Origin of the sequence: Bradyrhizobium sp. YR681, assembly GCF_000282615.1 — a bacterium.
Classification (GTDB): Bacteria; Pseudomonadota; Alphaproteobacteria; order Rhizobiales; family Xanthobacteraceae; genus Bradyrhizobium.
In genome coordinates this window covers 1-3230 of the sequence record NZ_AKIY01000167.1, presented here as the reverse complement: position 1 = coordinate 3230, position 3230 = coordinate 1, and the positions used below count along the sequence as shown (strand labels likewise).

The window sequence follows — 3230 nt, the reverse complement described above, 5'->3', positions numbered from 1 at the left end:
CGCCCGCCGATCAACGGCTGGTCGGTGCGACCGTCTGCATTCGTAACCGTGCGCGCGATCACGCGGCTTTCGCCGAGATTCGCGAGCTCGACGAGCTCGACCGGAATGCCGGGCGCGGGTTTGCCGGTGTGATTGTCCAGCACATGAGTCGAGAGACGGCCGTGCACCTTCAGCCTGTCGTCAGCGCTGACGAGCTGATCGAGCCGCAGCGCCGAGATGCGGCCGATCTCCTCGATCGCTCGGCGCGTCTCGGTCTTGCCGATATTGAGCAGCCGCGTCTCGAAGTCGCGCAGCACGGAATCCTTGGTGTGGCGGCGCACGCAGACGATATAGGGGAAGCCGAATTTGTCGCGGTACGCATTGTTGACGCGCTCGAAGGCGGCATATTCGGCATCCGACAGACGATCGAGGCCGGCGCTGTTCTGCTCGTCGGTCGATTCCGCCGTCAGGCCGGCTGCGCGCTGGGTCTTGTTGGCGAGATCGGGATGCGCACGGATCAGCGCCAGTTGCGCGTCGGGTTCGGCAGCCTGGATTGCCGCCATCAGCGCGGCGTGCAGCTGGTTGAGGCCGGCGAACGGTCGCTGCTCGGCAAGCTTCTCCGCGATCCACGGCGAATATTCGACGATATTGGCCAGCGCGGCGACGAAATCGGCCTTGCTTGCAGCATTGAGAGCGGTGAGCGAAATTTGCGACATCACACCTTCATCCGATCTCGAACGCATCCGCCGCCAGATGCGCGTGCTTGTCGTGCCAGTGCTGCGCGATCTGCAATCGCGTCGGCACCCAGAGGCGATCGTGCTTGCCGATGTAATCGAGGAAGCGGATCAGCCCCGCGGCACGGCCGGGCCGGCCGGCGAGACGGCAGTGCAATCCGACCGACATCATCTTCGGCGCGGTTTCACCTTCGGCGTAGAGCACGTCGAAGGCGTCCTTCAGATAGGTGTAGAACTGCTCGCCTTCGGCAAAACCCTGCGGGTTGATGAACCGCATGTCGTTGGCATCGAGTGTATAGGGAATGATGAGCTGCTTGCCGTTCGCGCCCTTGACCCAATAGGGCAGATCATCGGCATAGGAATCGCAGAGATAGAGGAAGCCGCCCTCCTCCATCAACAGCCTGTTGGTGTTGATCGAGGAGCGCCCGGTGTACCAGCCGAGCGGACGCGAGCCGGTCGCCTCGAGGTGAACGCGGATGGATTCGGCGATCTCGGCGCGCTCCTGCGCCTCGGTCATGTCCTTGTGCTCGATCCATTTCAGGCTGTGACTGGCGATGTCCCAGCTGGATTCCTTCATCGCTGCGACGATCTCGGGATTGCGCTTCAGCGCGGTGGCGACGCCGAACACGGTGGTCGGCCATTTCCGCTCGCCGAACATCCGCCACAGCCGCCAGAAGCCGGCGCGCGAGCCGTATTCGAACATGGATTCGATGTTGGCGTGGCGCTGGCCCGGCCAGGGCTGCGCGCCGAGCACGTCGGACAGGAACGCTTCCGACGCGCGGTCGCCGTGCAGGATGTTGTTCTCGCCGCCCTCTTCGAAGTTGACGACGAACTGCACCGCCACCCGCGCGTTACCGGGCCACTGCGGATGCGGCGGGTTGCGGCCGTAACCGCGGAGATCGCGCGGGTAGCGGGTGTCAGTCACTCAGACTTCCTCGAAGCGGATCGGCAGGGCGCCCTTCCAGAGCACGCTCTTGCCGAGGGTCGCCAGGTTCTCCAGGCCCGAGGTCACGGTGATGAAGTGATTACCGGCGAGCTGGCCCATCTTGCTGGCGAAGCTCACGCCGCCATAGGCCATCAGGATCTCGGTCTCGCTGATGCCGCCTGGATAGAGGATGATCTGGCCCGGCGCGGGATAGCTGGTGTGGTTCTCGTAGCCGACACCGAAATCGAGGTCGCCGAGCGGCATCCACACCGCCTCGCCGCTCCAGCGCACATGGATGATGTGGCTTTCGAACGGCATCGCCTTGCGGAAGGCGGCCACGGTCTTGGGCGCCGCCTGCTCCTCGAAGCGGGCATCGAAGGTGTAGTCGCCGGCGCGGATAACGAGTTTGCTCATCTCATCTCTCTGGATCGGGGGCGGTCGCGCCCCACGGTGAATTTTCAAGCAAAGAGCATTCCAGACAGGATCGCGCAAGGGGCGCGGCAAGTCACCTCAAGTCAAGTCACCTGCGGTCGTAGGACCAGCCGAAAATGCCGCTCCGGCGCGTCTCGGGCTCAGGCTCGGCGGCGGGCGCGGGTGCCTCCCTCAGTTCCGCCTGCGGCGGAGGCGAAGGCGGCGCCGGCAGGTTCTCGCATTTCATGGAGTAGACCAGCTTGCCGTCCGCGGTGCGCCCGATCGGGGCGCAGGGGTCCGGATGCGCCGCCGAGGTCTTTGGCGCGAGCTTGACTTGCGCGGCCGCCGGCGCGGCGATCAGGAGGAGGATCAGCAGATATCTCGACATCGTTGTCGCCTGAAAACTCGATTGGAGCCCATTCAATCGGATTGCACCGGTCAAGTCCACCGGAGGCGTGGGGCGATTGCCGAATTTTTGGCCAGGCCCAAGAAATTTGCTCGCCCCAATTTGATGGCCGCGCTTCCGTTCGTGAAGCTAGCGCGGCTGACATTCGGCGGGACGCATCGCCATGTCACCGGCGACGACGACATTTTTTCACAGCCGGAGCGTCGTCACGGGAGAAACAACCATGCGAAAGACCTTTGCCATTTTCGGCGCCGCGCTGATTGCCGCCGCCACCATCCAGACCGCCACCGCCAGCGACCGCCACCACGCCCGCAAGGCGCAACCCGCGCCCATCACCCAGTCGGTACGCGACGCCAACGCCGCGATCTGGCCGTCGCAGCCAACCACGCCCGACTGGTCGCGCTACACCAACGGCGCGATGTCGGCACCAGCGGGACGGTGAGGCCGGATTTGTAGAGCGATACCAGCGCCGTTGCTTCAACTCCGTCATTGCGCAACGACGACAGTCCCAGCTCCGTCATCCCGAGGTGCGAAGCATGGGACGCAGCGCGTCCCAGGGGGAGCCTCGAAGGATGCACGGCCGAAGATGCGGCCGGGCCGTCGCCCTTCGAGGCCTCCGCTTCGCTCCGGCACCTCAGGGTGGCGGGGAGAGATAGGCGCTCGCTGTTTCAGCGCCGTCATTGCGCGCAATGCGGCGTATGAGGCGACAGCTTCGCTCTCCCAGCTTGCATTTGAGTTTGCAGACACGCCTTCGCGTCCTCGCGGCGCAATTCGC

5 protein-coding genes are annotated in these 3230 nt (G+C 64.7%); 1 reads left to right on the top strand and 4 read right to left on the bottom strand.

The window, feature by feature from the left end; translation table 11 throughout:
- The 4 genes from uraD to PMI42_RS12845 form a co-directional block, all read right to left on the bottom strand.
- A partial coding sequence (gene uraD, locus PMI42_RS12860; RefSeq protein WP_008134664.1) for a 2-oxo-4-hydroxy-4-carboxy-5-ureidoimidazoline decarboxylase occupies positions 1-695 on the bottom strand: 695 nt, incomplete at its 3' end.
- 7 nt (positions 696-702) lie between these two features.
- Complete coding sequence (gene puuE, locus PMI42_RS12855) at positions 703-1638, bottom strand: allantoinase PuuE (RefSeq protein ID WP_008134663.1); 936 nt, start codon at positions 1636-1638, stop codon at positions 703-705.
- Positions 1639-2052 carry a DUF3830 family protein gene (locus PMI42_RS12850; protein ID WP_008134648.1) on the bottom strand — a complete coding sequence of 138 codons (414 nt, stop codon included), beginning with the start codon at positions 2050-2052 and terminating at the stop codon, positions 1639-1641. It lies immediately after the preceding gene.
- A gap of 106 nt (positions 2053-2158) precedes the next feature.
- Positions 2159-2437, bottom strand: a complete 279-nt coding sequence (locus tag PMI42_RS12845; protein WP_008134646.1) for a hypothetical protein — start codon at positions 2435-2437, stop codon at positions 2159-2161.
- A gap of 241 nt (positions 2438-2678) precedes the next feature.
- On the opposite strand from PMI42_RS12845, the gene PMI42_RS12840 reads away from it, so the two are divergent.
- Positions 2679-2897: a hypothetical protein gene (locus PMI42_RS12840; protein ID WP_008134645.1), complete on the top strand. Its 219-nt coding sequence runs from the start codon at positions 2679-2681 to the stop codon at positions 2895-2897.
- Positions 2898-3230 lie beyond the last annotated feature (333 nt).